This is a genomic window from Klebsiella electrica (assembly GCF_006711645.1).
Taxonomy (GTDB): domain Bacteria; phylum Pseudomonadota; class Gammaproteobacteria; order Enterobacterales; family Enterobacteriaceae; genus Klebsiella; species Klebsiella electrica.
The window spans coordinates 1,134,870-1,161,323 of the sequence record NZ_CP041247.1 but is presented as its reverse complement, the minus strand read 5'-3'; the positions used below and the strand labels follow the sequence as shown (position 1 = coordinate 1,161,323).

General features: G+C 41.4%; 27 protein-coding genes and 1 pseudogene. 14 read left to right on the top strand and 14 right to left on the bottom strand.

The features are described from left to right. The first annotated feature begins 266 nt into the window (after nucleotides 1-266). A complete protein-coding gene (locus Electrica_RS05630; RefSeq protein WP_004853343.1) occupies nucleotides 267-1,361 on the top strand; it encodes a nucleoid-associated protein in 1,095 nt (364 codons plus the stop codon). Then, nucleotides 1,354-2,613: a hypothetical protein gene (locus tag Electrica_RS05625; RefSeq protein ID WP_141963851.1), complete on the top strand. Its 1,260-nt coding sequence runs from the start codon at nucleotides 1,354-1,356 to the stop codon at nucleotides 2,611-2,613. Before Electrica_RS05630 ends, Electrica_RS05625 begins: the two co-directional genes overlap by 8 nt. A 247-nt stretch (nucleotides 2,614-2,860) precedes the next feature. Here Electrica_RS05625 and Electrica_RS05620 read toward each other — a convergent pair whose 3' ends face one another. After that, nucleotides 2,861-3,472, bottom strand: coding sequence for an NADAR family protein (locus tag Electrica_RS05620; protein ID WP_004853348.1), 612 nt, complete (start codon nucleotides 3,470-3,472; stop codon nucleotides 2,861-2,863). Nucleotides 3,473-3,474: 2 nt separating this feature from the next. Next, nucleotides 3,475-4,548 carry a phosphoribosyltransferase-like protein gene (locus Electrica_RS05615; protein ID WP_228267395.1) on the bottom strand — a complete coding sequence of 358 codons (1,074 nt, stop codon included), beginning with the start codon at nucleotides 4,546-4,548 and terminating at the stop codon, nucleotides 3,475-3,477. Nucleotides 4,549-5,175: 627 nt separating this feature from the next. Here Electrica_RS05615 and Electrica_RS05610 point away from each other — a divergent pair. The 4 genes from Electrica_RS05610 to Electrica_RS05590 all read left to right on the top strand — a co-directional run bounded on the left by Electrica_RS05610 (nucleotide 5,176) and on the right by Electrica_RS05590 (nucleotide 8,194). Further along, nucleotides 5,176-5,616, top strand: a complete 441-nt coding sequence (locus Electrica_RS05610; RefSeq protein ID WP_023339295.1) for a hypothetical protein — start codon at nucleotides 5,176-5,178, stop codon at nucleotides 5,614-5,616. Then, the gene (locus Electrica_RS05605; RefSeq protein ID WP_141963849.1) at nucleotides 5,585-6,943 is read left to right on the top strand and encodes a relaxase/mobilization nuclease domain-containing protein; all 1,359 of its coding nucleotides are present in this window, start codon (nucleotides 5,585-5,587) and stop codon (nucleotides 6,941-6,943) included. The genes Electrica_RS05610 and Electrica_RS05605 overlap by 32 nt, the downstream gene beginning before the upstream one ends. Before the next feature lie 530 nt (nucleotides 6,944-7,473). Further along, nucleotides 7,474-7,860, top strand: coding sequence for a hypothetical protein (locus Electrica_RS05595; protein WP_032619194.1), 387 nt, complete (start codon nucleotides 7,474-7,476; stop codon nucleotides 7,858-7,860). 19 nt (nucleotides 7,861-7,879) lie between these two features. Continuing rightward, entirely contained in the window at nucleotides 7,880-8,194 is a 315-nt protein-coding gene (locus Electrica_RS05590; protein WP_047736989.1) for a hypothetical protein, read from the top strand. Nucleotides 8,195-8,247: 53 nt separating this feature from the next. Here Electrica_RS05590 and Electrica_RS05585 read toward each other — a convergent pair whose 3' ends face one another. The 8 genes from Electrica_RS05585 to Electrica_RS05550 all read right to left on the bottom strand — a co-directional run bounded on the left by Electrica_RS05585 (nucleotide 8,248) and on the right by Electrica_RS05550 (nucleotide 15,495). Continuing rightward, nucleotides 8,248-8,673, bottom strand: coding sequence for a hypothetical protein (locus Electrica_RS05585; RefSeq protein ID WP_141963845.1), 426 nt, complete (start codon nucleotides 8,671-8,673; stop codon nucleotides 8,248-8,250). A 96-nt stretch (nucleotides 8,674-8,769) separates the two neighbouring features. Next, nucleotides 8,770-9,156, bottom strand: coding sequence for a hypothetical protein (locus Electrica_RS05580; RefSeq protein ID WP_047746555.1), 387 nt, complete (start codon nucleotides 9,154-9,156; stop codon nucleotides 8,770-8,772). 14 nt (nucleotides 9,157-9,170) lie between these two features. Continuing rightward, nucleotides 9,171-11,045 carry a DNA-binding protein gene (locus Electrica_RS05575; protein WP_141963843.1) on the bottom strand — a complete coding sequence of 625 codons (1,875 nt, stop codon included), beginning with the start codon at nucleotides 11,043-11,045 and terminating at the stop codon, nucleotides 9,171-9,173. Next, the gene (locus Electrica_RS05570; protein ID WP_141963841.1) at nucleotides 11,042-12,352 is read right to left on the bottom strand and encodes a tyrosine-type recombinase/integrase; all 1,311 of its coding nucleotides are present in this window, start codon (nucleotides 12,350-12,352) and stop codon (nucleotides 11,042-11,044) included. Before Electrica_RS05570 ends, Electrica_RS05575 begins: the two co-directional genes overlap by 4 nt. Further along, entirely contained in the window at nucleotides 12,345-13,547 is a 1,203-nt protein-coding gene (locus tag Electrica_RS05565) for a tyrosine-type recombinase/integrase (protein ID WP_141963839.1), read from the bottom strand. The genes Electrica_RS05570 and Electrica_RS05565 overlap by 8 nt, the downstream gene beginning before the upstream one ends. Before the next feature lie 281 nt (nucleotides 13,548-13,828). After that, nucleotides 13,829-14,143 (bottom strand): hypothetical protein, encoded by a 315-nt coding sequence (locus Electrica_RS28765; protein ID WP_141963837.1) that lies wholly within the window; start codon nucleotides 14,141-14,143, stop codon nucleotides 13,829-13,831. A gap of 19 nt (nucleotides 14,144-14,162) precedes the next feature. Beyond that, nucleotides 14,163-14,369: a helix-turn-helix transcriptional regulator gene (locus tag Electrica_RS05555; RefSeq protein WP_137474826.1), complete on the bottom strand. Its 207-nt coding sequence runs from the start codon at nucleotides 14,367-14,369 to the stop codon at nucleotides 14,163-14,165. A 280-nt stretch (nucleotides 14,370-14,649) separates the two neighbouring features. Next, nucleotides 14,650-15,495, bottom strand: a complete 846-nt coding sequence (locus Electrica_RS05550) for a DUF6387 family protein (protein WP_141963835.1) — start codon at nucleotides 15,493-15,495, stop codon at nucleotides 14,650-14,652. Between the two features lie 480 nt (nucleotides 15,496-15,975). Between Electrica_RS05550 and Electrica_RS05545 the strand changes: the two genes are divergently transcribed. Together Electrica_RS05545 and Electrica_RS05540 are read left to right on the top strand one after the other, a co-directional pair. After that, nucleotides 15,976-17,163 (top strand): integrase domain-containing protein, encoded by a 1,188-nt coding sequence (locus Electrica_RS05545; RefSeq protein WP_000124713.1) that lies wholly within the window; start codon nucleotides 15,976-15,978, stop codon nucleotides 17,161-17,163. Between the two features lie 159 nt (nucleotides 17,164-17,322). Continuing rightward, nucleotides 17,323-18,309: a hypothetical protein gene (locus tag Electrica_RS05540; protein WP_141963833.1), complete on the top strand. Its 987-nt coding sequence runs from the start codon at nucleotides 17,323-17,325 to the stop codon at nucleotides 18,307-18,309. A gap of 129 nt (nucleotides 18,310-18,438) precedes the next feature. On the opposite strand, the gene Electrica_RS05535 is transcribed toward Electrica_RS05540, so the two are convergent. The 4 genes from Electrica_RS05535 to Electrica_RS05515 form a co-directional block, all read right to left on the bottom strand. Further along, nucleotides 18,439-20,010, bottom strand: coding sequence for an LA2681 family HEPN domain-containing protein (locus Electrica_RS05535; RefSeq protein ID WP_112132971.1), 1,572 nt, complete (start codon nucleotides 20,008-20,010; stop codon nucleotides 18,439-18,441). Between the two features lie 269 nt (nucleotides 20,011-20,279). Continuing rightward, nucleotides 20,280-20,846 (bottom strand): phage polarity suppression protein, encoded by a 567-nt coding sequence (locus tag Electrica_RS05525; protein ID WP_141963829.1) that lies wholly within the window; start codon nucleotides 20,844-20,846, stop codon nucleotides 20,280-20,282. Between the two features lie 15 nt (nucleotides 20,847-20,861). Further along, nucleotides 20,862-21,101, bottom strand: a complete 240-nt coding sequence (locus Electrica_RS05520; RefSeq protein WP_000468231.1) for an STY4826 family bacteriophage gene regulatory protein — start codon at nucleotides 21,099-21,101, stop codon at nucleotides 20,862-20,864. A gap of 3 nt (nucleotides 21,102-21,104) precedes the next feature. Then, entirely contained in the window at nucleotides 21,105-21,848 is a 744-nt protein-coding gene (locus Electrica_RS05515) for a capsid protein (RefSeq protein ID WP_167686221.1), read from the bottom strand. A 540-nt stretch (nucleotides 21,849-22,388) separates the two neighbouring features. On the opposite strand from Electrica_RS05515, the gene Electrica_RS05505 reads away from it, so the two are divergent. The 6 genes and pseudogenes from Electrica_RS05505 (at nucleotide 22,389) to Electrica_RS05485 (ending at nucleotide 26,092) form a co-directional block, all read left to right on the top strand. Next, the gene (locus tag Electrica_RS05505) at nucleotides 22,389-22,655 is read left to right on the top strand and encodes a helix-turn-helix transcriptional regulator (protein ID WP_000556587.1); all 267 of its coding nucleotides are present in this window, start codon (nucleotides 22,389-22,391) and stop codon (nucleotides 22,653-22,655) included. Continuing rightward, a pseudogene (locus Electrica_RS29180) lies at nucleotides 22,652-22,984 on the top strand (ash family protein); the annotation flags it as partial. The gene Electrica_RS05505 and the pseudogene Electrica_RS29180, both read left to right, overlap by 4 nt. 24 nt (nucleotides 22,985-23,008) lie before the next feature. Then, complete coding sequence (locus Electrica_RS29175) at nucleotides 23,009-23,203, top strand: host cell division inhibitor Icd-like protein (RefSeq protein WP_001472075.1); 195 nt, start codon at nucleotides 23,009-23,011, stop codon at nucleotides 23,201-23,203. Then, nucleotides 23,200-23,427, top strand: a complete 228-nt coding sequence (locus Electrica_RS05495; protein ID WP_141963821.1) for a hypothetical protein — start codon at nucleotides 23,200-23,202, stop codon at nucleotides 23,425-23,427. Before Electrica_RS29175 ends, Electrica_RS05495 begins: the two co-directional genes overlap by 4 nt. Then, nucleotides 23,424-23,744: a DUF5375 domain-containing protein gene (locus Electrica_RS05490; protein WP_001472077.1), complete on the top strand. Its 321-nt coding sequence runs from the start codon at nucleotides 23,424-23,426 to the stop codon at nucleotides 23,742-23,744. Before Electrica_RS05495 ends, Electrica_RS05490 begins: the two co-directional genes overlap by 4 nt. 14 nt (nucleotides 23,745-23,758) lie before the next feature. Continuing rightward, nucleotides 23,759-26,092 carry a primase-helicase zinc-binding domain-containing protein gene (locus Electrica_RS05485; RefSeq protein WP_141963819.1) on the top strand — a complete coding sequence of 778 codons (2,334 nt, stop codon included), beginning with the start codon at nucleotides 23,759-23,761 and terminating at the stop codon, nucleotides 26,090-26,092. Nucleotides 26,093-26,454: the final 362 nt, after the last annotated feature.

The following is a 26,454-nucleotide window of genomic DNA, read 5'->3' as shown; positions in this document are numbered from 1 at the left end:
TTAGTGCTGTCATGCGAATATTACTTTATTTTGTATAGAAATGATATTAAAGTAATTAATCCGTATTTTTTATTAATAGAATAAATAGTAATTTTCGATATTTTTTTGCTACATAATTGATGTTTCCTCTACTTGATGAAATCCATTTGACCAAGATCATAAATTCCCAATCGGCTATGTTGTGCAGATTCGCCAATGTGCTAAAATGTTATGCAAGGGTACATTTTAAAAAATGTCGATAAATAACAATGCATTAGGGGTTAACATTGACTTCTTTACAGGTTTTGAATGCTATCGCTGTTAGGATTACACCTCCAGAGAACGAACAGAAAGATTGGTCCTATACCTTAGGTGCTCTCTGGCCCACCGATCAGCAGGAAGTCATCACATTTACAACGAAAGTAGATGCAAGATTTCATAAGAGCAGTAAATCTCATGCGAAGTTTCAAAAACCTTATCCAGGAAGCTCTTTCCCTTCAAAGCTGTCAAAATTTTTAGAAAAAGAAACTTCATTCGAAGTCTTCGTAGATGATTTTATCCAGAAAAAGTTAATTACATCTGCAAGACAATCCAGAGCAAGTAATGGTGCAATATTGGTTTTTACTCATTACCAACTGCAACATGAAAAGGAAGATGGTTCCGTTCATAAAGATTTCGAGCGACTTCTTGTTTTAATGCTTAAAAACACCGATGCACTAAGATTCAAAGAAAACCTACAACTAAATCCCGTTGATATAATTGACTTAGATAAATTCTTGCAGGGAGCAAGAATTGATATAACCAGATTTATTTCTGAGGAGGTAGAAGATGAAGACAAAAATAATTTATGCTTCATCCGTGGAACTGGTGATGTAAGAAAATATTTTACCGAATCAATTGGCGCCGAAGATATTATCTCCAATAAAACCAGTAGTGAACAATGTATTAAAGCTTTGGAACAATTCTCTCATCAAAAAGAATTTGGTCGTGCTTTGAGAGAAAAAATCGAATCCAAGGTTCAGGAACTATTTAATAATTGTAAGCGTGGACAGTCCATAACCTTAGAAAAGATTCAAACACAAATCGATGCTATTATACCTGTTGATTTAGCAGAGCATAAAAATACATTCGTAGATTTTGTAAACGAAAATGGATTTGAAGTTAATGAAGAATTCGAAGTATCTGCAAGTGATAAAAGACAATATGAATGGTTAGATTTTGAAACCAATATTGCAAAAATGAGTGTAAGAAAACATCAGATTGGTTTGCCTGGTTCTGATAGACCAATTATCTTTGACACAGAAACAAACGAAGTAAAGCTAACTCAGAAGATTAATGATCCAATAATTATTGCTCGGCTGAAAGAGCTTGCAAATGAATAATAGAGAAATACTTAGTCTCTTGCTAAAAATAAAGCAAGAAGCTAAAAATATCGAATATGATGACCCATATCAGGTATGGGTCTTCGACAATTCCTCTTATGTAGCAATAGAGGACGATATTTCTCGTCTAAAAGAAGTTGATGATCTAAAGTTAGAAGCAATAAAAAAAGAAAGTATCGTAAAGGTATCACTTTTATTAACATCAGATATCAATTGGTTTTCTACCACAATTGAATATTTTAAAACTCTTAGGGTAAGAATAAAGAGCAGTAAAGAAGCAATCGATGATTTCTACATTGAAAATTTAAGTTCAGAAGAAATAGAAACCATATCTAATTCTTCAAAAGCATATATACAATGGTGTGAAATACTCTCAAAAATTGCAGACCACGTAGAATACGATGATTCAAATTTTTGGCCAAATTATATTTTTGTTATGGAAGGTGGTAAATCAAAGAAAATCACCACTTACAATTTACCATTAAAAAATGTTGATGAGAATTTTCTAAATTCGGTTGATATTAGCCCGTGTGATGTGTCTACTTTGACAAATGTTGACCTGCACTCCTATGAGCGAAAACTTGTATTAAGATCATCGTTAATTGAGTTATATAACGATTCTAATGAGAAAAATACGTTCCTTAGCTCAGTGTTAAATTCACCGAAAAAATTGTGGGATTTATTTTCCATTAACTATGAAATATACATCAACAAATATTCCATAAATAAAGTAATACACGAGGTTGAAACTCAGAAATTAGATTTCTTATCAAAGCTTAATTCTTTGATTCAAGAACATCAGACCAAATCACTTTCTATACCTGCTGTTCTGGTAAGTACAGCCATAATAAAGGGCTGGTCTCCATCTGGTTTACTGCTTATATTTGTAGCTATGCTACTTACGTGCTCTGTAGTTATATTGGGTATCCATAATGCCAAAAAATCATTATCAGATATTATTGAATCATCTAATAAGACGATGATTTTATTCACGAAAGAGAATGCCAATGATGATGACGAAGCATTAACCAACCGTATTAATCAGATCACAACCGAAGCTTTAACCAAACTCAGTAATAAAAAAGTCGATGCTGAAAAAACCTTGAATAAGCTCCAATCGTTGATTTTCATTGGTGTATCAGTCTGGTCTATGTTTGTTTTATATCAATTCAAAGATAACATAATCCCAGTTATTGAATTAGCCTATCAGCATATAAAGAGTTTCATTACTTATTTATTAAGCAAGGGCTAACTCTCCGAAGCTCCGCTTCTCTGAGCTCCCTTGCTTTTTCTGCACTATGTTTGAAAAAGAAAACAGTCATCTATTATTCCACTAAACAAGGTGTTAATTCGGGGATTTGATATATTGTGAGGTTGTTATGAACGGCTATAAATCAACGTTAGGTGCAAAAATAAAAATAGTAAGATAGAAAATATATAAAATTTAAGATCATCCTTGACGGTTTATGTCGAATTATTAACAGCCTAACAAAAATTAGCTAAAACAATTCCATTGTCTTCCCAGTAGATGGTCCCAGTTTAAGTGAGGAAGTCCCTTTGATTGGTTCATCCAAGAGTAGGAATTTATCCAATTGTAGTGCGGGAATAAATTTGAAGCCTTCTTCCCCACGAACTCTGGCTATTTCTCTAGTTTCCATGAGAATTCTACCAAGTACATTCATCCCATAAAAACTGCCATCTGATTCACGGCGAGCCCCCCAGAAAAGGTCTTTTTCAGAATGTTCAACAATATTAATACTACCAGTAGAATTAAGTAGTTGAGAAAAAACCTCCCAATTTTGGCAAAGTTTAATCCGGACGCACCATTTCATTATGGACACTCGATTTTTTTCCCAACCATCACGTGTTTTCGGCTCATAGTACCTAGCTACTTGCTTCGCCTCAAAGGGGTTACTTAGGGTGATTATCTCCTTTTGTATTTCCGGATAGTCGGGGTAGCGGCAGGCCTGATAGAGGATTTCACTCGACTGGATAGGAATATCGTTAACATACAGCGGAAATCCTCTCGCCATGTTAGATAGCCCGCCCCATTTTTCCGTAGTTTTCCTGAAACTGATAGTTTCGTTTTTTGGATAAATTCTGTAGCTCATAGTTACTGATTATACCCGATTCTACGCATCAATGGATACCAGCAATCCAGTGCCCTGTTTGGAATCCCATCTCGCTCATATCTTCCCCACCAAAAAGCTAGTGGAGTATTATTTGGACAATTTCGATAGGTAAAAATTGTTCCGCCAAACCCTAGTCCAGGGAATGTTGAAAAGCCGAGAGGTTTTAGAATCGGTGCGGGATTTTGACTTTGCTGTAGTATGTAAAAACCAGCCTTAGTCAGTGCATATTCAAAACGATAGCGATCAGCCATGTTGCGGAAGATGGTGTTTGGGCTAAAATGGGTCCTTTCAGTGCCTTCGCGCGATGTATAGATCTCCGGATTTTGAATCCAATCTGGTAGGTCAATACCATTTCTACGTAACCAGAAAACTTCAGAACACGAAGAATACCTAAGGCGATTTTCGCGTGTTTTGATAAATCCATTTTCTTTGATAACAAGTGTGATATTTCGCCCTTCAAATCTTCGTGCGAGAGTCGTCTCTAGCATATAGGTTGCATATTTATGTGTTCCCAAGAAACACACGCGAATAGTCACATTACTAAGGTTAAAATTTTCTACAAACCAAGTAATATCATTCAAGGCTTTGGTGCCAGAAAAACAAACATCGTCAAGATAAATAAAACTATTGAATTCTGCAACTCTCTGATTGGCAGAGGATCTTGATAATGTAACTATATCTACCCCTTCTAACTCCTCTGCTTGGGTTTCTAACAGCTCCAGCAAATCTCTCTGACTAGTCCCACGATTAGCTTCTTGAATATCAAGGAAAGCTGATTGGGAAAATATCGGTCTATTTCTCTGATTCCCAAGGATGAGAGCAATCATTTCTACATAATCATTTTTGCTGATATATGAATTTCGAAGTAACTCCAGCATTTGCTCAAGAATAAAAATTTGATCTCTCTCCTCAAATTGCACAATCCAACGACCTACATGTGCTGAGTTCATGCCTTCGGATGGGGAAAGTTCATAGTCTACAAGAATTTCCGCAATTTGATCTTGTAAAGCATTTTGTTGTTCGGATTCATTATTTCCCATAGAACTTTCACACATAACCACTCCTTTTATATAGCCAACACGCAGCCTCATAATTTTTTTTCAAATACATGTGTAACATGCTACTTCAGCATTTCGGATTAATAATAACATATTGATTTGTATGTTTTTTATGATAAAACTCACAAAAAGTCAATTCAGATGTGTACATATCTGAAGTTTCTTTCCAACAACCATCCATACTAAGCTGCCGTTCTTTCTTGATAGGTTATCACCCTGTTCTGGGTGGATGAGGTTCCAGCACATACTTTACTACCAACACCTCCCCGTGCGGTGTAGCTGTAAGCAGAAATGATCACCGTTGTAAGTACAAAGAAATCAATAGGTTACTTATAGTGCTCGATTCTTCTTTCCGACTATTGGATAAATAATATATTACAAAGATAAAACCTACCTTTTATAAAAATCTGCAATGGTTATTAAGATATTACACCCTCACGTTCTTTCTAGAATCACAAAATCCATACCTACCATTATAATTATATAGCAACAAACATCCTACAAGACCATATTCAACAGTGTAAAACAAATATCTATTCCTTTAGCTTGACTTTTAAAATCAACAGAATACAAATAAAATATAGCATAAGGATAATGCGATAAATTTAAAACAAAGGAGATTATATGGACATAACCCCATCAATGCCTCGCATTGTAAAAAGCATCACCACCGTAAAAAAACAATCCTCAAACCTTACTAATCTGATACCAGAGACACTCAGAACTCACTGTGTCAGTGTTCGTCTGAATAACGCAGAATTGAGCAAGCTAAACACATTGAGAGGAGATTATGCAAAAGGCGAATGGTTACGAATGGCTTCGTTACAGAAGCTGCCAACGATTGTGCCTCCTGTAAATATTGATACCTGGAAGACCCTGGGTGAGATCAATCAGAAGCTAAACCGTATTGCTCTTCATATCGATAGTAAGAGTAAAGATAGCCAGCTTACCCATACTGAACTATTTGCTGTTAGAAGATTAATTAAAGAGCTTCGCCAGCACCTGATAAATTCTGACATATGGAGCAACCCCGATGAAGGGTATGCAGAAGATCAAAAGGGGTAAGAATTTCTCAGGTGTGGTCCAGTATGCATTTAAGCCAGATTCACATCATAAAAGTGATCCAATCGTCATTGGCGGGAACATGTTAGGTGATTCAGCCTTTGAACTGATCGCTGAATTTGATGGCACTAAACAACTTCGGCCAGATGTTCAGAAGGTCGTTTGGCACAACTCGCTTCGCCTGCCCGATGGAGAATCACTAACTGCTGAACAATGGTCCAGCATCGCAGATGACTACATGAAGAGAATGGGGTTCAGTGATACTCATCTTCGTTGTTATGTGCTTCATGACGATTCGGCTGGTCAGCACATACACATTATCGCCAGCAGAATCGACATAGCCGGTGGAAAGCTCTACCTGGGTAGGAACGAAAACCTTATAAGCACACGGATCATTAGTGAACTCGAAATTGCTCACGGTCTGACAGTGACCAAGACAGCACCTTCCATTACACCAAAGCAACAGAAGCGAAGAAAAGTTTCCCGTAATGAACAGATGCTTTCAGAACGGACTGGCCTTCCCTCCCCTAAAGAGGCTCTCCAGCAGATACTTGATAAAAGTTTGGCAGATACACCTGACCTTTTAACCTTCACAAAACGACTGGAAGAAGCCGAAGTATCCTGGACGGCTAACATTGCTTCTACCGGTAAGATGAACGGCTTCTCATTCTCTTACCGAGATATAGCTTTCAAAGCTTCGCAGTTAGGCAAGAGTTACTCCTGGTCAAATCTTAGTAACCGTCTTAACTATAACCCCGGCCACTTAGAAGCTCTGCGAATCGACATACCTTCAAAGGAAGTTTCTCAAGCTCCCATGCCAATACCTGTTCCTGTTCCTGCTCCTGCTCCTGTTCCTGTTCCTGCTCCTGCTCCTGCTCCTGCTCCTGCTCCTGCTCCTGCTCCTGCTCCTGCTCCTGCTCCTGCTCCTGCTCCTGCTCCTGCTCCTGCTCCTGCTCCTGCTCCTGCTCCTGCTCCTGCTCCTGCTCCTGCTCCTGCTCCTGCTCCTGCTCCTGCTCCTGCTCCTGCTCCTGCTCCTGCAAAAGATGTTGCAACAACGGATATTCCAAGGGAAAGCATAAGTGAAAAAATTGCTGAACTCGAACTGCGACTCAGAGAAGACAGAAGAAAAGAAATAGTAGAAAAGATTCTTCAAAAAAACGCAGTACATCAGCAAAAGCATCTCAGGCTTATCGGCTGGCTTCCATTTCTTAGAAGGCTTGCAGAGCTTCTCCGAAGCTATGGTAAGAGCATTCTTCACAAACCTCACCCTGGATTTTCAAAACCCTATGCAACACGACCTCTGCATAAAGAAATAAAAATTCATTTATAGACAACAAGTTACCACTTAAACCTGACAGTGATATCAGTTAGTTAGTGGTAAATTTAGGATAAGTCAATATTAAATTGATCGTTATTACAGATCGATAACTTAATTATGATAGCTATTACCTATCAAGTGTCGATCATCGATCGGTACAAGCAATTTTACTAAAGTGAGCCGGTCATCGAGAATCCCTACAAACAGCATTTAATCTTCCAGATTGGGATAGCTATGAAAAACGAAATAATAAAGTGTCCTTTTTGCTTTAAAGAGAGCCAGTTCGGAGTACGTGTCTGCACTGGCTGTCACGCAACAATTAACTATGGTGTTGTTTCACCGTGGCTTGCTTTACTAATAGGAATTGTGCTGTTAGCGATTGCTTTCCTCATATTCGCTATCAGTCAAAGCTTTATATTAACTGTCGTTATCTATTTTGCCTCAGCAATTTTTTTAAGATTTTATTTACCTAAGAAATTTGCACACAGAGCCGTCTTCACACATAAAAGCTAACCCTATCCAAATATAATAAGGAAGATAAAATGAATAAATTTATTGTTACATCCTTTTTTATTGCAATATTTTCAATTTCTGGCTGTTCTACATCCGGCAACCAAAAAATCAAAAATGAAACGGCTCAAAGTCTACAATCGAAAATAATTAAAAACAAAACAACTAAGGCAGAGCTACTTGCTCAACTTGGTGAGCCTGACACCAGAACGACTCTTGACGATGGCAACGAGCAATGGAGATATTTCATGTATAACAATCAGTTCAATGCCTCGACTTTTATCCCTGTTGTCGGTTTGCTAACTGGCGGCTCCCAGACTCAGTCTAAAACTCTCGAAATCGACTTCAATGGAGAAACCGTAAGCAAGTGGACATTCTCTACTGATAATAACAATACAAAATCTGGCATTCTTAATTAATCGTTTCCTGGACAAGAAAATGAAAACATACTCAATTCTCGCAGTTATCCTTTCTACTTTTCTATTAACAGCCTGTAATTCCGAACCTTCTGAAAAAGACATATACAATGCTTTCAAAAGTGTTGTAGATAGATCAAATGCAAGTATGAAAGCTCTGAACTCAAGTATTCCCGAAAAAGATCTTTTAAGAATAGATTATGTTAAGAAACTAAGTTGCACAGAAGAAGCAAATAATGTTTATAACTGCATTGTCGATGCCTCGATTAGCAATATGAAACAGACAAAGCCTGTTAAGCTTGTGAAAGCTGATGGTGTCTGGAAAGAAGTTCAGTAGTATTCTATATCAAGAAGTCTCTTTTAGCCCCTGCATAGGGGCTTTTTTATTGCCTATAACCTGACGGTTCTCACGCGAACTTCATGGGTTAACTCTCCCTCAATTACTTTCATTTCATATTGTGCTTTAAAAGTATTATAAATATCTTCTGTCTGGTTCTGGTTATTATCAATGTAATTCACAAGGGAGTTTAGCTCTCTGATAACAGCTTCCTTATTGTTTAATCGCTGTAACAAAGTACTTGTAAGACATTTGTATACAGAACTAAACATTGTCATAATATTATCAATATTACGATTAGATTTGGAATAAATCCTTTTAGGGTAGAAATATTTTAAATGGTATCCCACAAAAACTAGGTAAAGTTGATATGAGAAACTTTTATCACCTGGCTGGTATCGTTTTGAGATATATTTATCGACGATAATGATAAGTTGCTCTTCCAGAGTAAACTCTGAATTGATGATGTTTTTGTCCATAAAATGCATCCTTGCATAATTGAAATAGTCATCCTGACCATATATTTATATTTATCGCATTTATTTAACTTGTCAATAGGTGTAACCTATCAAATATTATTTTTTATTAAATGGCCTATTCAATTGTTCCATAGTGAGACCATGTCTATAAGCATTATACTGCCAATAGCTAAACTGCTCTTTGTATCTATTATTCTGTTTTTTCAACATTTCATTTTCGGCTTTAAGATTTATTATTTGTTGTGCCGCAATCGTTAAATTAGCTGGCTTTTTAAGGCCAGATTTTTTCAAATTAGACAAATTTTTCTTTGTTCTATATGCTTCAACAACTTCATCATGAGCACTTAAAGATTGCCTTGTGATAGTTCTGTTTAAATTCTTATAAACTGATTCACATAAATCACTCCATGTGATTTTGCCGTCCCAAGTCAATATAATGTGTGTAATTGCCTTTATTTCACTCCTGTTCAAATGTTTCGCCATAAGTATCTCCTATTTTAATTATTCAAAAGCTTATTAATTCTTTCCAAATTTTTCTCATGGTGTTGCAGCCATTTGTCTGCACCATAATCACCATTTTCATAAGCAGTCTGCGTTATACTCTTCAGTTTTGTTACTTTTTCTCGGATAGATTCAAGTCTAATTCTATCTATTGATTTCATTTCCAGTGTTTCATTATCATATTCTATAAATTCATTGATTTTAGTACAAGGACGAACTAAATAGTTATGCACACAGTAGCCAAATTCTGTTAAGTGAATTGCTCCTTGATTCAGGTTATCAAAATCAACTGTCAATTCATTTGTGGGTATTGACTTCCTTTGACAATAATTTTTCATGCTCAACTTAATAGTTTTGATTTTATCTAACATATCTTCTTCTGACACATGATTATAAACTCTGTTCTGATTCACATTGACACGACCAGACCATTTAGCTATATCCAGTTCAGACATTTCACCATAATGAGCTATTGTGTTTAAAAGATGTCGTGGTTGGTGTGAGCGAATAAGCAGTGGCTGACCTTCAGTATCATAATATCCGTGTCGGGCGAAAATATTTTTATACCCCACTTCAAAACTTCTTTTACTTTGTATGTCACCAAAAAAGAATGCTTTAGTAGGTTTATAAAATGAATAGATATCACTCATTCGGGATAACGAGAATTGGCGATAATTCAGTAAACATAAGGCATTGCTAAATTTTATGGATTTTTCTTCATCATACCATGGAAAATCTCTGCTAATACCAGAGCTAATCATTTCCCATAACTCACTCAATGAATAGTTATAATCATTGGAATTTAAGAAACTTTTCCCACCATCCAAACTCGTTCTTTTAATTTTTAGAACGCATGATTTATGATCATGTAAATGGTAACCAAGTGCATGACAAACCTGTACAACTGTCAACTTTGAATTATCATCAACTTTTGGACAAAGTTCATGCCGGTAAAATTTATCAGGGTATTTTTCGCACCATTGAGCAAGTGCTCTTGCATTTTGTGATAAGGAAAGTAATCTTCTAATTGCTTTCTTTGCAACTGGTGCCATAACCCGTGGAATCCATTTGATATTAGGGCCATACCCCTTAACCGAATAGAATCTCAGACCATATCTTTCGATACCCTTCTCATCTTTTTGTGTAATCTCACAATCAGCAGGTAAAGCTAAAATCTCAGAAATTCTGCTCGGACAACAAAGCAGAAGTGCAAATACTGAACTGGTAAATTTATCCCTTGGACTCAGTAGCTCATCATTTTTAGAAAAAATATCAGCAATAGCAAGTAATGCTGATTCATCTGGTAACTTATCGTTTCTGTGATAGTCCTCAATCTCAGGAAGATAGTTGTTTTTGACCTTCTGCTTCACATGGTTTTTCCAGGATATGTACCCTGATTTCACAAGGTTATGTTCACATAGAAATTTTGATAATTTTTCAAGCTGTATCCCACATTGAGCGAGAACATTACCTTCAAAATATTTACTTCCGATTTGCATTGCCTCATCAAAAACAACGGCTGTAACATTATAAATGAGACCACTGTTCAGAACTTGCAAAAGAGCCTGTTCGAGACATCTCAAAGCCATCATTGTAATCCCATAATTTTTCAAGGGTTTCAATGAGTGTTGATATCTGATATATGCTTTTGCAAAATCGAGAAAATCTTCATGCATTGCATCTTTGGAGTTAAACACCTTATGTCCAACCCCTATCTTTCTAAAGGTTACATACCCTTTCCAGACATATTGTTCCCAATCCTGATTTTGGGTGAGCCCTGATAGTTGATCGCGGCAAAAATTTATGAATTCATTATAATTGTTTTCTGCCGTAATTTGTTTTTTAGATTTAAATAAAATAATATTGTTCATCGGGGATTTACCTCGTCAATATCAACTGGCATAAAGAAAGCACATTCATTACAAGGGAAACTTACATTTAAATTCTGACTTTGGCATTTTCTCGAAGAGCAAAACTTGAAATTCGTTATCTCTTTTGACTTTATTCCATTCATAAAAATTTCAGCGACAAATGACAATTGTTCTGAAACAGCGGAATCAATTCTTTCAACACTCTCAGCAAGATTTTTAATATAAATTCCCGTACTTGAAGTTGAAGAATGATCCAACAATTCAGCTATAGTATTGGCATTATGACCATCCTTAGCCAGCATAGTTGCTATTGTATAACGAAGCCTGCGAGGAGTAGCATTGAGTGGCGATCCTGTACGGTTTGAAATTAACTTCCCAGTATTAACAATATTCTTCAAAGCTCTATTAGCAATTGTTGGTTTTGCGTATATTTTATTAACCTCCAGGAAGTTAAAATCTATTATGACTAAATCAAGAAGTTTTTTCTCGTTCAAGAAAACTGGAACCTTGCTTTTGGCATGATCATCAAGGGTTTTGCCAAGGGTTTGCTCAACAAGCCTCACGGAATGATTAGCTTGAAGTTGAACAATTGATGCAACCTCTGAGATTATTGGCAGTTCTCGATATTGTAGTTGTTTACCCCTTTGTTTAACTCGTGGTACTGAAATTAAATATTCTACTTTACCATTATCTAAGTTCTTTTGAAGAAGGTCTTTATATTTCAACATAACTAACTGCTGAGGTCTTCTACCGGTAAGACTTATTAATAGCGATATCGCATAATTTGACAATGACAGTTCACCTATGCTATATGCGTGACTCATAGCCTTGATCAAGGAAGTGTGTTCCTCTTTAGTCAGTGGCCCCACAGTTGGATCATCTTGTAATATAGGTTGACCAGATTTTTTTATTCTTAGGTCAAAATGCTTTGCTATTTCAACAGCACTTTCATCTATTCCAGGGTATCCTGATTCAAACCATTTAGTAAAAAATGGCCGTAAAACACGAAATGATGCTGGGGCTTTTGATAATTGCTTATTTTGATATTCAATTAGAACCTTATCATCAATGTAATTAGGAGAAACATTGTTAACAAAATCCTTCATATTTTTAACTATTGTTTTTACATGCAAATGGCTTTTACTACAAAAATAATATTGTAATGTATTCACAAACCCACAAATCAAACTTTCGTCCATAACACATATTAAGTTTCTAATATTGATTCCATTACTCTCAATCAAAGTGACGATTTTTTGTTCATGAATTGACATTTTATCAGAGTTTTGTTTAATTAAATTATTCATTAAATCCTCCTTTGAATAGTTGATCTTGCTGCTCAAGTGCAGTTTTTTTCGATAGCTCAAAAATATGCCTGCGATTATAGATTATTGAAGTGTCTGAACCTGGTAGCCATCCCATTAGATAAGAACGGATTTGTTGCTCTTTTTCGTCGGATATGTCCTTAGCCTTATCTATTGTTTTCGAGAACTCATAATTCCATGTGTGTCGTAATTTATGGCCTGTTAATCCACTTAGAAGTGAGGATGATTGACGAACAACACTCACTATTTTATGGTATGAAGAAAATGATAGCGGTTGCCCTTGAGTCTTCCCTTCCTTATAGGTAATAAACAGAAAGTCATGCTTATTAGCATTTTTAACTTTCCTACGATCATTCAAGATATAATCTGAAATTTCATATATAAGGTTCGCATCAGCAATTAATTTTCTCTCACAAGTCTTCACTAATGGCTGATAAACTCGCGGATCTGTTTTATCATTTGCTCTTCTCCTTATTGCTATTGTTGATTCTGCAAAATCTATGTCACCAATTCGCAGATTCAAAAGTTCACCGACTCTCATGCCAAAGCAATGTAATAATAGGAATATTAGGTTATTTCTTTTTTGTACTGTTTCTGTAAACGGATTCAAGTTACTTCCTGGCGAAAGAATGCTAAACAAAGAATCCAGTTGAGCTTTGTCTAAGCTCTTTTCGATATCCATAACATATTTGTCATTGTTTCTTGGTTTCTTTCTTTTTATGTTGTTAATGAAAACAAGTATCTCTTTGATTGTATCTTTCTGACCTGTATGAGAAAGAAGTATTTTACATAGCCATTCCAGATAGTTAGCTATTGTTGTAATCCGAAAATACTTAGTTGGTTTTTTGACATTTGAAACACCAAAATCATTTTCTCCGCCATTTTTAAAATTAAATGAAGTAAACTCAATCAAATCATCAATTTCATGATTAGCCAGAAATATCCTTTTCTGAATTCTTTCATCAATATTGATCTCTTTCCTCATAAAGAATCGATATAACAATGAAATGCTACCGGCAATAACCTTCATTGTTGATATGGACTCTGATCGATTCCTGACTTGTGTTGTTATATACAAGTTTGGAAAGTACAATGGCTCACCATTTTCTTTATTTACAACATGACAATATCTCTCACCATTTTCGAACATAAACGAATCTACACAAATACTGCACATATTTTCCTCCTAAACATTACAAAAAGTATAGTTCCAATATATTAATAATAAGCATTTCGTAGATTTACAAATTTATTTGAATCGTTAGAATCATTTATTTAATTATAACAGTGAGATAGACGATTTTTCCTGTCAAATTATCCTCTGGTAGATCTAGTATATATTATGTACACCTAATACTTCGAAAACTATCTCACTGCCTTGCTAATAAACGGCAACCAAAATAATGTAAGTTATTCTGTAAGGTTTTATGCCAAAATATGGGACCAAACTTTACATTTTTATAAAAGAGTTTTCAGCCCAATCTGATATCGAATTATCCGTTTCGATAAATTCCTAATTTCATCAGGACATTTAATTAGAGATAACCAGGTCTCGTAAACATATATCTGTTTGCAAGCATTAAGCTCAGAGATCGAATCTAGCGGTTCTCTTAGATTCCCCACTAAATACTGGCTTAACCAGTAAACAATCTTTCTGTTAAACTCATTATCAGGTAAATCGTAAATCGCTCCGGGTTCGAAAATTTCACAAAAAAGTTCCTGACCCAGATTACACATATGGTTATCTTCACTCACAAATTCTTCGATATTCATAAAATGTCTCCCAGTTTTATTAAGCGACATTATTGCGGCTTGTTTTGATTACAGACTGAATCCAGGTATCAATCTCACTTTCAACGAAAGCTACTGCACGACTTCCAATTTTGACAGGGGCAGGAAACTTACCATCGTTGATCAGACGATAGATCCAGGCTTTTCCGTAGCCAGTTCGTTCGAGAACTTCTGGTAGGCGTATGAGGCGGGTTGCTTGATTTTTCATTTCGTTATCCCTTGTCGTTGCGGTGAAGTCACTATACGAACAGTTGGGAAAAGAAAAGAGCGATGCTCCTGAAGCGGAGGTTCTTCGTAGCTATGCAGGATGGTTTTCTCAAAGTTGGTGCCGTACAGAAAAGGGGAACTTGAGAGTAGCTGAAATTCCCCCGTTTTATAGCAAGTGTCAAAATGCCCGGTTTAAAGTAAAAATCGCAAAAAAAAGCACCACTCATAATGATGCCTTTAGTTAATTTTCACAATTAAAACAAATAGTTATAAATGTAATCCTAATCCGATAGTTTCATTACATCAGAGACTTTCATTTGCTTCAAATGGCTATTTTTGTTCATGAAGTAATGGAATTGTCGGATAAAGTCAGTTGTGCAGGATTTAAGAGCCAAAGGCCTGTCGGTATCTTTGATTTGGCTAGACTGCCTCATTTCGCTTTCTTCGTCATCGTCTGTATATAGCAATCTGGATAACCTGTCGTCAGAGACACGGATTTTTTTAACGGCTGCCCACACCAGGATATCCAGCATAGGTATCACACGATAACTGATGAGTTTCTTGATAGTTCCATACCCAAAGCGAACTGATTCTAAAGGATCTGGTCCGATACCTTTGATTTTACGCCACTGCGGTAATGCAGCTTTAAGCGACTCTGCAATCTCTTCGTCTGTGCCACTTGCCAAATCAATCTCGAACATGACTGTTCGTGAAAATTGATCTGGCATAATATCTGAAAGTGATTCTTCCCGAAGATCTCTGTTTATTGAATAATTGTCATCACCATCCCAAACAAAACCTCCGCGTTGCATAGCAATGATGCTCGTTTCAGCAAGGCGATCAAGAGTTGTTAGAAAAAAATGGGGAGGCTGAAAAAGTTTGTTGGCAGGAGTCATGTATCCCAGTTGCCCTTCTTCAATTAAAAAAGGATTGCCACTGAAAATTTTTGAGAAGTAACCCATAAGAGTTCTGCTTTCAAACTCTTCCCGATACTCCTTAAAGAACAAGTTACGAGCCCATATCTCATGGTAAAACTGGAGCAATGAGAGGTCTTCAAATTTGCGATATGTATCAATCTTAAACCAACTCTTTATGTCTTTTGTATGCTCTGGTGACCAGTTGTTCAAAATCCATTCTCCACCTATGCTGGTACTGCCCTACGGATAGAATTCAGTTTTGCTGAAAAACTACCGCATTCACTAATCGGTGAAAAGCAGATCCTGCTTGCGCAGTTCAGCTACCAGCAGGGAGTTGAACTGAAGAATTTGTTTCCTTTTGATACAATTCTCCAATCCGCTAGTCGTGTGAACCCATACCATTACGATTTATGGTTCCTTTTTAGAACCACACATAAAATTCAAGGTTTAAATAATATTAAAAATCAATGGAATGAATGGTTAATCACAGGGACGCCAGCCCACCAAATGATGATCCGGATACGTCCGGTGAAGTACAGAAAGCCCGCATAGCACAAGCTCTGCGGGCTTTTTTGTGTCTGTAGTTGTCCGAGAACATCCGGCTAAATCCGGTGATTATTGGTATACGTTTAGGTATACGGTAGGATGTATACCTAAAAGCGTATACCAATTCATGAAGGAGCGGCCACAGTGGCACGGACAACACGCCCCCTGACCAACACCGAAGTTCTGCGCGCTAAAGCGTTAGAGAAGGATCTAACGCTGCATGATGGCGATGGCCTTTTCCTGATAGTGAAAACCAGCGGGAAAAAGCTCTGGCGTTTCCGTTATCAACGTCCGGCGACAAAACAGCGGACAATGATGGGGCTAGGAGCTTTCCCCGCCCTCTCACTTGCTGACGCCCGAGGGTTAAGAGCGGATTACCTTGCCTTGTTAGCCAACGGAATTGACCCGCAAATTCAGGCCGAAGTTGCAGAGGAACAGCAGCAAATCGCTCTGGACAGTATTTTTTCAACGGTCGCCGCTAACTGGTTCCATCTCAAAAGCAAAAGCGTTACCCCTGATTACGCAAAAGACATTTGGCGTTCACTGGAGAAAGATGTATTCCCTGCCATCGGTGAGATCCCCGTTCAGCAAATCAAAGCCCGAACTTTGGTTGAAGCCCTTGAGCCAATAAAAGCACGTGGGGCGCTTGAGACTGTACGTCGACTGGTGCAGCGCATTAACGAAATCATGATTTATGCCGTAAACACTGGTCTGATTGATGCTAATCCAGCATCCGGTGTTGGCATGGCCTTTGAGAAGCCCAAAAAGCAAAACATGCCGACGTTGCGGCCAGAAGAATTGCCGAAGCTGATGCGTTCTTTAGTCATGTCAAATCTGTCTGTTCCGACTCGCTGTCTAATCGAATGGCAACTCCTGACCCTTGTGCGCCCTTCTGAGGCTTCCAGTACCCGGTGGGCAGAGATCGATCTTGATGCAAAGCTCTGGACAATTCCTGCCGAACGGATGAAAGCTAAGCGTGAGCACATAGTCCCACTATCTCCTCAGGCGTTAGATATTCTGGAAGTGATGAAACCAATCAGCGCTCACCGTGAACATGTTTTTCCCAGCAGAAATAACCCTAAGCAACCAATGAATAGTCAGACTGCTAATGCCGCACTTAAGCGTATTGGTTATGGTGGGAAATTAGTTGCTCACGGGTTACGGTCCATCGCAAGTACTGCACTCAATGAAGCCGGATTTAATTCTGATGTTATTGAAGCAGCATTAGCACACTCAGACAAAAATGAAGTTCGAAAAGCTTACAACCGTTCAACTTATTTACTTCAAAGAGTTGAGTTGATGGATTGGTGGGGAGATAAAGTAAATCATTAAAAATTTTTGCTCAGTATATCTGTGAGTTAGCACTAACCGTTGCCACGGATATAATGTATTCTTACATGATGATCGGCTTTAAGCGATAATGGTATAACTTTGTAATATGTTAATGACATATAACTTATTGAGTTCGAACTAAACCTATAGGGAGCTACCTTGAAAGATAAGCCGACAGATTTAGAGAGACTTATACATGAATCTCTAGAGCAACTGGGTTGGGAGGCTGACGCTAAGGCTATCGCTGAACGTGTAAATAGACTTAATATTGGCCTCCCGTTAGAAGACGAGTTTTCGATTATCTGTGGTTGGCTAGGTCAATGCAACCTAGTCCATAAATTGGATCAACAGCAGTATCCAACTACTTCTAACAAGACTTTTCAGGTTCCAGATTTACTAGCAAATTTTAATGTGCGTGGCGCAGGCAAGACTACTGTTTTGATTGAAGTTAAATCTTACATGGGAAATGTTTTGTCTTTTCGTCCAGATTACGTGTCCAGATTAAGAGCTTACGGCCAATTATTAGGGCTGCCCGTTTTAATTGCCTGGAGAAGACATGGAATTTGGAGCCTGGTAGATCTAGATTTATTTACAAAGGCAAAAACAAATTTCAACCTTAATTTCAATGATGCAATGTGTAATAGCTTAATGAGTAAAGTTTTAGGTGACTTCACCTACACTCCACAAGTTAATTCAGGTGTTCATATAAGTTTCAAGAAAGAAAATATTATTGAAACCATTGAAACAGATGAAGGGACACAAGAAAACTGGCATACCGTCATAGATGATGTTTACTTCACTAACGGAAGAAATGAACAAATAAGGGATCTGTCACCAATTGCTCAGCAATTATTTCATTCTTGGGATCTTTCTACGAAAGAATCATATTCTGATTCCCACGTGGTTGCCCATTATACAATCGATGAACAATCAGGAATGTTCGCACATATGGCTCTAACCCGATTGTTATCTTTTCATAGTCGAGAAAAAGATGTTCACTGGCGACATCATTTACAACATGATGCAACAATCTCAAGTATTCTAGATTTCAGGAAAGGAATTGAGGAGAACCTAAAAGCCGGAATCATTAAATATATTTTTGACCTTGAACCAGCTAATATCCCAGATTTTCTCAATATAACATAATAAGTGTATGTTACCAGAGACAGACTTTCAGCCCCTGGCATAGAACCGCCTATGAGATTGGGGCTTTGTGCCAGAGGTGTGTCAGGTCAAAGTTGAACGAATACAAGATATACTTGCAACGTAATGTTTTCATATTTTCCAATCTAGTGAGTTTGATATCAAAAATGAATCCTTGTTACTTTTACCCCCCTCTTCTCTTACCATAAAGGTAAAAAGAAAAATTGCTGAGCGTACTATTTGCAATAACACTTTAAAATGTCTAGTAAAATCAGACTCCGATATCAACCTAATATTCTTCATGTAACCGTAGGAATTATATATATCTAAAGGCTCGCAATCTTTATGAACGATCACTATATTATGTTCCAAATCATTTCTCCAATCCTTATAAAAGGATAATTCACCATTCTTTCTATCATTTAGGTCAGTAGCTAGACTATATAAAGCCAGTAAAGCTGGAGTTTTTATTTCTTCAAACTTATCCCTTCGCCCATTTTGGTTTAATTGCCAAAAATTTTCAAAGTACACTATTTTATTGGCTGGATAAACATCGTATAACTCACATATTGCAATAGCTATTTTATCTAATACACCAAAACATATACGAAATGCATTTCTTATCTTCTCAACACCAACATTTAAAACTTCATCGTTATACAACTCTGAATAACAGGCCACATCATCAACTTCCTCCATGTACTCATACTCGAATAACGAGCGCCTTGCCAAAGCATATTCAGACTTTAGCCTATTCAAAACCATTTCCATGGGAATAATAAAATCACCAGAAACACCATTATGTGTTGGTAATATTGTTAGGTTATCTTTAGCCCCTACTACGCAAGGACAATACACCCCATGCTCAGAAAGAACAAAGTGGTTATCTAAAACGAATTTTTGATAATTATTAAGTTTGCTATATTCTTCTAGCGTCTGTTTTTCATCAAGCTCATCTTCTTTTTCAAAAAATGGTTTTCCCGACATTTCGATTATATCTTCCGTGAGTTTTTCAGCACGTGATTGAAAGTGTGGTTTCCATGGCGGTGGCATCTCTGTTGATTCAATTGCTTTCATATATCCAAGTCTAATCTCTCTTATATGCTTTATAGTATGAGAACCAGAGAGTTGCAGCAATAGCATTAAGGCTTCAGACCTGTTAATCCATGCTTGCGGTATATCTTCCCCCGAGGAAATAACATCATCATAATATGAAATAGACTCTACAACTCTAAACTGTTGCTTGAGTGAGTTTGCTAAATTGACCTTCAGTTCTTTGCTATATATAGTATTATCATCACCGAGTAATTTAAATGCCTTCCAGTATAAATTTTTTACATCCACCATATCCTCAATTGTTGTAAACGTTTGTTTAAAAACACTGCCTTTTTCAACCAAGTTTGACTTTGCGTTTGCTAGGTTATAATAGAGCGTAGATTCATCCATAATTTTAGAAAAAGAGTCAAAGTGCTCATTCATTAAGTTATAGCCTAGCAGAGAAGCCTCTTTATTCGGTTGCATTCCTCCTATATCAACAAAATTCGCAGCCATATTATAAAGAAGTATATAGTAATTATCCCCAAAGATATTTTCGTCAAGGGATTTATAAATCTGCAACGTGAACTCATACGCCTTTTCAAACTTGCCATCAGAAACAAGCTCTCTGGCTATATTACATAAGTGCTGCATATCACTCGCCTTCATCACACGCATCCTTTTTTATGGCTATATGGTTAATTCTATCCTTCTTCATTAATTAATTATATATCGCTTGGCGCGCAATGCTCTCCCCGCCACGCCTGCCCGCTTAAGAGGTCGCTTTTAATGCAGATGCATGAACCGTCTCAGGCCGCGCCGGTACTGGTGTTGCGTGGGATAAAAAATACGGGGATTTGCATGCAAAACCATGCACCTTATGGATGCATGGCTTTTTTCGGGAAAAATAGCGGAATTTTCGGGGATTTTTTCGCGTGCTACCGTGCAGTCAGTTCTGCACGTCGGCGGGTGTAAATCAGGTTCTGTGCCGGGGTGAATTTCTCGCGATTATCATCCCGCGAAGCCGCATCAGGCCTGAGTCCGATGGCCGTTAAAATGTCGCTGTCCTGCGCGGAATAATTAATTTTTTCACCTGCGGCCAGCCACACCGACAGGGCTTCACGCAGATAATCAACCGAGTGCTGCATGGCGCTCTGTTTTACTGCGGGAAGCTGTTCGTTATACCCCATCAGCTCAGGTGCCAGAGTGGCGGCCAGCTCCGCGCCGTGCTGCTGCATAAAGTCATGGAGCCGGTTGCGGATGCAGATGTGCTGCACTTCCTCATGTGAGCGGATATAACGACCGGCGGCCTGATTAATCTCCCATTTTTTCACGTCGATATTGTCGCGCAAATCCTGCATTCTGCGCGGGATTTGTTCGTCACCGGCAAGGAGCTGTTCACGGTATTCCCGTTCAAGGTCTGCCAGTTCGGCTTTACGTTTCAGCCAGGTATTTTTGTTCGTCTGACAGGCCTCAAAGGCCTGCTGTATGGTCACAGTGGTCACGAGTCTCTCTCCTGATTAATGCCGGAACGGCGAGCTGTAGCAGCCCTGTACTTTACGCGGCGGCGGTGGCGTCACCGGGGCGGGGTCGGTTTTTTCCGGTGCGGCACGTATCACACCGTCAACCGACTCGATGGTGCGGAAAGTGGCCGAACATTCTATATTGGTACACTGGTGATAACGCTGTTTGACGTTTTCCGACAGATACCGGCTGGTACGGACGTGCGCGGTCTTTTTGCAGAACGGACAGTGAAACATAATTCAGCCCTCTGGCTGTTCGTGGTCTTTTGCGGCCAGTTCAGCGGCAAGCTTCATCCGTCTGGCCGGGCTTCTTAACAGCGCCATATCAACCCCGGTTATGACCGGGCGATTCATGCCCGTTACGGACAGGACCGGCTCCTGCTCCATATCAAAATGATACAGGGCTGACTGCAGATTCAGGGCATCACCCAGCTCGCGGGTCACGGTCGCACGCGGCGAGGTTTCTCCGCTCATTTCCAGCGACCGTATACGCAACAGAAAGGCACGTAACAGTGCGGGGCTGATACCGGCTAACGCCTTCTTCCACTCGCTGTTGGCGTAAGTGGTGAACGCTTTTTCATGGGCGCTGATATAAGCCGTACCGGAGGAGCATGCACCAAGCATGGCGAGGCTTTTGTCTTTCTCCAGCTCGGTAATAAGACCGGTGAACTCATCAGCCAGTTCGCGGCTGGCGATACGTTTACTGTGTTCAGCTTTCAGTTCAGGAGTGAGGTTGCCGCGCAGAGTTCGAAAGCGGCTGCGCCAGTCCTGTTCGGCCTGTGCACTTTCACTGAGCGCGGTCTGTCGTTCCTGCTCACAACGCTGAATGGAAGCCTCAATGTTGCTGAGTTTTCCCATGCTGGCCGTGTGTGCGTCTTTTGCTTCATTAAGTGCGGTCAGTGCACCGGCAATACGTTGTTCCGCGCCTTCATCCTGTTTACTGATAACGGTCTGCATGGCTTTGATAATGAGTTCGGGTTTCATGTTCAGGCTCTCCGTGTGTTCAACCTGAAATGATTCTGACGCCTCCTGCACAACAACACGATTCATTGCCGTTGTCAGAGTGCTGGCACAAACAGACCTTAAAAACCGGCTGGCCAGAGAAAGGTCGCAGGAAAACCTTACTCACCGTTTGTTTTTTTACTTATAACTATTCACCACTGTTCACCTTAAATAAAAATATAAGTAATACAGTAAGTTAAAGGGTGAACAGTTGAGGGTCTGACTGTTCACCGTCTGTTCACCACTGTTCACCTTTCAGTTTGTTCAGCCAGTCAACTACTTAGACTTTTTAGCGATTAAAAAATAGAAATATATAAACAAAAGCAATCATGAATGGGCCACCGGTTTGCCAACATTTACCAAAAAACGGCCAACGTTTGCCACTGTATAAAAAACGCTCTGTTGTGTGGTGGAGCAGTACAAAATGACTTGTTGCCCTGAGGGAAAATATTCACAAAATAGAGAGCTACCCGAAGCCGGACGGACACGACCGGCACTGTATGGACTTTGTGAGGTAGCCCGATGCACACTGCTTTTTCTTCCCCGTCTTCTGCCCCTGCCGCGCCGCTGATGCCGGTTTCTGATACCGTTCATGAACGCTTTATCCGTCTGCCCGAAGTGATGCATCTGTGCGGCCTGTCCCGCTCGACCATTTACGACCTCATCAGCCGGGAAGCCTTCCCGAAACAAATCTCCCTCGGCGGAAAAAACGTGGCGTGGGCGCAGTCTGAAATTACTGCATGGATGGCGGATCGCATTGCCGAACGCAACCGGGGCTATGACGCATGATGATGGCCGTTCAGCAAAAAGCCCCTTTTTCTGGCTTGCTTCCGTTCGCCGTTTCCAGGTATAGTTTTCCCGCTGTCGCAAAATCGGCAGCCGGGATTTGCAGCCCGTGTAACTTATTGGCGACACAACACGCGCCGAGCGTGTTTTTTTATGTCGTTGCTCAGACACACCTATTTTTCGGGCTGTGGTGCTTACACCGTGGCTCCTGTCAGATAATGGTGGTCCGGGTGGGGCAGCCTTCGGGCTGGCCGGTTTCCAATAAGGCCGGTACTGCAAACCCCATCCGGGCTACCACCCATGAGATTTGCAGCTCTGGTGGTGGCGATAACCGCTACTTATTGGAGGTTGCCACTATGGCCACGACCCTCACCCCGTCACATCCGCAGTTTGTCTTTGTGTTTGCTGCCGTTCGTCGCGCAGACCGTACCCCCCGTATTTGTATGCTTCGCACCGTTGCCGGTGATGAGCACGCCGCGCGCCTTTCTCTTGTTCGCGATTACGTTCTCTCGTTTGCTGGCCGTCTGCCGGTTGCGGAGGTGCGCGCATGAAACACACCACCATTACCGCCCGTGACCTCGAATGTCTGGAGCATATGCGCAATGTCGGCCAGCTCGTCGGCGACCTGATGCAGGTGCAGGACTGCGCCACCGTTCGTCGTGACCCGGCGCAGCACTTACAGCTCACCTCCGTGATTTACCTCATGACCGCCCAGCTCGACAGTGTGGTCGAACGCTGCAATCAGCAGTGGCTGACCGGGGAGGGTAACGTATGAAAAAGCCATTACCACCCGTATTACGCGCCGCGCTGTATCGTCGCGCCGTGGCCTGTGCCTGGCTGACCCTGTGCGAACGCCAGCACCGCTACCCGCACCTCACCCTCGACGCGCTGGAAAGCGCCATTGCCGCCGAGCTGGAGGGCTTCTACCTGCGCCAGCACGGCGAGGAAAAAGGCCGTCAGATTGCCTGTGCCCTGCTGGAAGATTTAATGGAAGCCGGACCACTGAAAGCTGCCCCGTCGCTGTCCTTTCTCGGGCTGGCCGTGATGGATGAGCTTTGCGCCCGTCATATCACCGCACCGGTACTGCACTGAGGGAGAAAACAACCATGAAAATGAACGTAACAGAAACGGTAAAACAGGCGTGCGGCCACTGGCCGCGCATTCTCCCTGCGCTGGGTGTGAAGGTGATTAAAAACCGCCATCAGTCCTGCCCGGTGTGCGGTGGCTCTGACCGCTTTCGCTTTGACGATAAAGAGGGGCGCGGCACGTGGTTCTGTAATCAGTGTGGCGCAGGTGACGGGCTTAAGCTGGTAGAGAAAGTGTTTGGCGTGACCCCGTCAGAAGCTGCCGGGAAGGTGAACGCCGTGACCGGCAATCTGTCGCCGGTTGCCCCGGAAGTGATTACGGCCGCAGAGGCTGAAACTGTGGCCGACCGCAAAGCGGCGGCCGCGCTGGCCGTCAGGCTCATGGAGAAAATCCGACCGGCCACCGGCAACGCCTACCTCACCCGCAAGGGTTTCCCCGCTCAGGAATGTCTGACGCTCACCGTCATGCATAAAACCGGCGGCGTGACGTTCCGCACCGGTGATGTGGTTGTCCCGCTGTATGACGATACCGGCGCACTGGTTAACCTTCAGCTTATCAATGCTGACGGTCTCAAACGCACCCTGAAAGGCGGTCAGGTCAAAGGGGCATGTCATATCATCGAAGGGAAAAAACAGGCCGGAAAACGCCTGTGGATTGCAGAGGGTTATGCGACCGCACTCACCGTGCATCACCTGACCGGGGAAACCGTCATGGTGGCGCTGTCCTCCGTGAACCTCTTTTCTCTGGCGAGCCTTGCCCGTCAGAAATATCCGGCCTGTCAGATTGTGCTCGCTGCCGACCGTGACCTTAACGGCGACGGCCAGAGTAAAGCCGCTGCGGCCGCAGATGCCTGTGAGGGCATTGTTGCCCTGCCGCCGGTGTTCGGTGACTGGAATGATGCGTTTATACAGTACGGCGAGGAGGCCACGCGGAAAGCCATTTATGACGCCATCCGGCCACCGGCGCAAAGCCCATTCGACACCATGAGCGAGGCGGAATTTACCGCCATGAGCGCCAGCGACAAGGCTTTGCGGGTGCATGAGCATTACGGCGAAGCGCTGGCGGTGGATGCGAACGGCCAGCTCCTGTCCCGCTATGAAAACGGCATCTGGAAAAATATCCCTGCCGCCACTTTTTCACGGAATGTGGCTGATTTATTCCAGCGCTTACGCGCCCCATTCTCGTCGGGGAAAATTGCCTCGGTGGTGGAGACCCTGAAATTGATTATTCCGCAGCAGGATACACCGGCGCGCCGTCTGATTGGCTTTCGCAACGGGGTACTCGATACTCAAAGCGGCGTATTCAGCCCGCACCACAAATCGCACTGGCTGCGCACCTTGTGCGATGTGGATTTCACCCCGCCGGTGGAGGGGGAAACGCTGGAGACGCACGCGCCGAACTTCTGGCGCTGGCTCGACCGTGCAGCCGGCAAAAATCCACAAAAACGCGACGTGATTCTGGCCGCGCTGTTTATGGTGCTGGCGAACCGTTACGACTGGCAGCTCTTTCTCGAAGTGACCGGTCCCGGCGGGAGTGGCAAAAGTATTCTGGCTGAAATCGCGACCCTGCTCGCCGGGGAGGATAACGCCACGTCAGCCGATATCGACACACTGGAAGACCCGCGCAAGCGTGCCTCCCTGATTGGCTTCTCGCTTATCCGTCTGCCTGACCAGGAAAAATGGAGTGGTGACGGGGCAGGACTCAAGGCCATCACCGGCGGCGATGCGGTCTCGGTTGACCCGAAATACCAGAACCCGTACTCAACACACATTCCGGCGGTGATTCTGGCCGTGAACAACAACCCGATGCGCTTCACCGACCGCAGCGGCGGTGTGTCACGTCGCCGGGTGATTATTCACTTCCCGGAGCAGATTGCGCCGGAGGAACGCGACCCGCAGCTCAGGGATAAAATTGCGCGCGAGCTGGCCGTCATTGTGCGCCAGCTTATGCAGAAGTTCAGCGACCCGATGGCAGCGCGCGCACTGCTCCAGTCGCAGCAGAACTCCGACGAGGCACTCAACATCAAGCGCGATGCTGACCCGACGTTTGATTTTTGCGGCTATCTGGAAATGCTCCCGCAGACCAACGGGATGTTTATGGGGAATGCCAGCATCATCCCGCGTAATTACCGTAAATATCTCTATCACGCGTATCTGGCCTATATGGAGGCTAACGGCTACAGGAACGTGCTCAGCCTTAAAATGTTCGGGCTGGGGCTGCCCATGATGCTGAAAGAGTACGGCCTGAATTATGAGAAGCGACACACAAAGCAGGGGATACAAACCAACCTGTCGCTGAAAGAGGAAAGCTACGGCGACTGGCTGCCGAAGTGCGACGAACCCGCAGCAACATAACCTCACTCAGACCGGCAACAGCCGGTCTTTTCCTTTCTGGCCATTGCCACAAGGTGAACAATCCACTGTTCACCCTTCACCGTATATTCACCCTGTATCACCATGAAATTATTGATAAAAAACCAGAGGTGAACAGTGTGAACAATAAAACCTGAAAAAACTTTTTATCACCCTGCGCATCTCCTGAGCGGGCGGATCCAGAACGAGCAAAAATCACAAAGGTGAAGAGTCGACTGTTCACTCTTCACCAACTCATCACCACCTAACCACATGATATAAAATGATAAATAACCGAGGTGAACAGTGTGAACAGTTAAATGCAAAAAAACTTTTTTTCGATGCGTTCCATTCAAAAAAACAGG

Excerpts from the sequence above, each read along its gene's own strand:
- Electrica_RS05625 (WP_141963851.1), top strand. The coding sequence starts at position 1,354 with ATGAATAATAGAGAAATACTTAGTCTCTTGCTAAAAATAAAGCAAGAA.
- Electrica_RS05620 (WP_004853348.1), bottom strand. The coding sequence starts at position 3,472 with ATGAGCTACAGAATTTATCCAAAAAACGAAACTATCAGTTTCAGGAAA.
- Electrica_RS05615 (WP_228267395.1), bottom strand. The coding sequence starts at position 4,548 with ATGTGTGAAAGTTCTATGGGAAATAATGAATCCGAACAACAAAATGCT.
- Electrica_RS05610 (WP_023339295.1), top strand. The coding sequence starts at position 5,176 with ATGGACATAACCCCATCAATGCCTCGCATTGTAAAAAGCATCACCACC.
- Electrica_RS05605 (WP_141963849.1), top strand. The coding sequence starts at position 5,585 with ATGAAGGGTATGCAGAAGATCAAAAGGGGTAAGAATTTCTCAGGTGTG.
- Electrica_RS05595 (WP_032619194.1), top strand. The coding sequence starts at position 7,474 with ATGAATAAATTTATTGTTACATCCTTTTTTATTGCAATATTTTCAATT.
- Electrica_RS05590 (WP_047736989.1), top strand. The coding sequence starts at position 7,880 with ATGAAAACATACTCAATTCTCGCAGTTATCCTTTCTACTTTTCTATTA.
- Electrica_RS05585 (WP_141963845.1), bottom strand. The coding sequence starts at position 8,673 with ATGGACAAAAACATCATCAATTCAGAGTTTACTCTGGAAGAGCAACTT.
- Electrica_RS05580 (WP_047746555.1), bottom strand. The coding sequence starts at position 9,156 with ATGGCGAAACATTTGAACAGGAGTGAAATAAAGGCAATTACACACATT.
- Electrica_RS05575 (WP_141963843.1), bottom strand. The coding sequence starts at position 11,045 with ATGAACAATATTATTTTATTTAAATCTAAAAAACAAATTACGGCAGAA.
- Electrica_RS05570 (WP_141963841.1), bottom strand. The coding sequence starts at position 12,352 with ATGAATAATTTAATTAAACAAAACTCTGATAAAATGTCAATTCATGAA.
- Electrica_RS05565 (WP_141963839.1), bottom strand. The coding sequence starts at position 13,547 with ATGTGCAGTATTTGTGTAGATTCGTTTATGTTCGAAAATGGTGAGAGA.
- Electrica_RS28765 (WP_141963837.1), bottom strand. The coding sequence starts at position 14,143 with ATGAATATCGAAGAATTTGTGAGTGAAGATAACCATATGTGTAATCTG.
- Electrica_RS05555 (WP_137474826.1), bottom strand. The coding sequence starts at position 14,369 with ATGAAAAATCAAGCAACCCGCCTCATACGCCTACCAGAAGTTCTCGAA.
- Electrica_RS05535 (WP_112132971.1), bottom strand. The coding sequence starts at position 20,010 with ATGAAGGCGAGTGATATGCAGCACTTATGTAATATAGCCAGAGAGCTT.
- Electrica_RS05520 (WP_000468231.1), bottom strand. The coding sequence starts at position 21,101 with ATGTTTCACTGTCCGTTCTGCAAAAAGACCGCGCACGTCCGTACCAGC.
- Electrica_RS05515 (WP_167686221.1), bottom strand. The coding sequence starts at position 21,848 with ATGAAACCCGAACTCATTATCAAAGCCATGCAGACCGTTATCAGTAAA.
- Electrica_RS05505 (WP_000556587.1), top strand. The coding sequence starts at position 22,389 with ATGCACACTGCTTTTTCTTCCCCGTCTTCTGCCCCTGCCGCGCCGCTG.
- Electrica_RS29175 (WP_001472075.1), top strand. The coding sequence starts at position 23,009 with ATGGCCACGACCCTCACCCCGTCACATCCGCAGTTTGTCTTTGTGTTT.
- Electrica_RS05495 (WP_141963821.1), top strand. The coding sequence starts at position 23,200 with ATGAAACACACCACCATTACCGCCCGTGACCTCGAATGTCTGGAGCAT.
- Electrica_RS05490 (WP_001472077.1), top strand. The coding sequence starts at position 23,424 with ATGAAAAAGCCATTACCACCCGTATTACGCGCCGCGCTGTATCGTCGC.
- Electrica_RS05485 (WP_141963819.1), top strand. The coding sequence starts at position 23,759 with ATGAAAATGAACGTAACAGAAACGGTAAAACAGGCGTGCGGCCACTGG.